This is a genomic window from Treponema berlinense, from assembly GCF_900167025.1.
GTDB lineage: Bacteria > Spirochaetota > Spirochaetia > Treponematales > Treponemataceae > Treponema_D > Treponema_D berlinense.
The window spans coordinates 1-1538 of sequence record NZ_FUXC01000032.1 but is presented as its reverse complement, the minus strand read 5'-3'; the positions used below and the strand labels follow the sequence as shown (position 1 = coordinate 1538).

Sequence of the window (1538 nt, the reverse complement as noted above, 5' to 3'; positions counted from 1 at the left end):
AGAACTTCACTGCCACTGTGTGTACACATACACTTCCGGGAAACTTCCGCTTCCCCTCATTTTCCTTCTGTCCTACAAAAGGAGGTGATCCAGCCGCACTTTCCAGTACGGCTACCTTGTTACGACTTCACCCCCCTTACCAAGCATACCTTGGGCAGCGGCCCCCTTGCGGTTAGCCTACCGACTTTGGGTATCCTCGACTCGGATGGTGTGACGGGCGGTGTGTACAAGGCCCGGGAACGTATTCACCGCACCGTGCTGATGTGCGATTACTAGCGATTCCAACTTCATGGAGTCGGGTTTCAGACTCCAATCCGGACTACGATCGGTTTTCTGCGTTTTGCTCCGCATCACTGCCTCGCATCACTCTGTACCGACCATTGTAGCACGTGTGTAGCCCTGGACATAAGGGCCATGATGACTTGACGTCATCCCCGCCTTCCTCCGGCTTGTCGCCGGCAGTTCCGCCAGAGTCCTCAGCTTCACCTGTTAGTAACTGGCAGTAGGGGTTGCGCTCGTTGCGGGACTTAACCCAACACCTCACGGCACGAGCTGACGACAGCCATGCAGCACCTGTTCATACCCGTATTGCTACGCTTACTTATCTCTAAATAATCGGTATGTATGTCAAACCCAGGTAAGGTTCCTCGCGTACCATCGAATTAAACCACATGCTCCACCGCTTGTGCGGGCCCCCGTCAATTCCTTTGAGTTTCACCCTTGCGGGCATACTCCCCAGGCGGTGCACTTATCGCGTTTGCTTTGGCACCCGGGCTTATGCCCAGACACCTAGTGCACATCGTTTACTGTGCGGACTACCAGGGTATCTAATCCTGTTTGATCCCCGCACCTTCGCACCTGAGCGTCAGTTATGTGCTGGAAACCTGCCTTCGCCATTGGTGTTCTTCCAGATATCTACAGATTTCACCCCTACACCTGGAATTCCGGTTTCCCCTCACTAACTCTAGCCATGCAGTTCTCAATGCAGTTTCAGGGTTGAGCCCTGAGATTTCACACCAAGCTTGCAAAGCCGCCTGCGTGCCCTTTACGCCCAATAATTCCGAATAACGCTCGCACCTTACGTGTTACCGCGGCTGCTGGCACGTAATTAGCCGGTGCTTATTCATAATCTACAGTCACCGCGGAACCATTCCCTGTCCCGCTTATTCCTCAATTATAAAAGGACTTTACAACCTTCCGGCCTTCATCGTCCACGCGGCGTTGCTCCGTCAGAGTTTCCTCCATTGCGGAATATTCTTAGCTGCTGCCTCCCGTAGGAGTCTGGGCCGTATCTCAGTCCCAATGTGTCCGTTCACCCTCTCAGGCCGGATACCTGTCATCGCCTTGGTGGGCCTTTACCTCACCAACAAGCTGATAGGTCGCAGGCTATTCTTTCGGCGGCGCCATAGCGCCTTTCCCCGTGCGGCTCCAACCCGCACGGCCTTATCCGGTATTACCCCCTATTTCTAGGGGCTATCCCCGTCCAAAAGGTATATCACCCACGTGTTACTCACCAGTCCGCCACTCTAGGCCGCCCG

Annotated in this window: 1 rRNA gene; it reads right to left on the bottom strand. The window is 54.4% G+C overall.

The features are described from left to right. Positions 1-77: 77 nt before the first annotated feature. Positions 78-1538, bottom strand: a 16S ribosomal RNA gene (locus B5D47_RS11240); the annotation flags it as partial.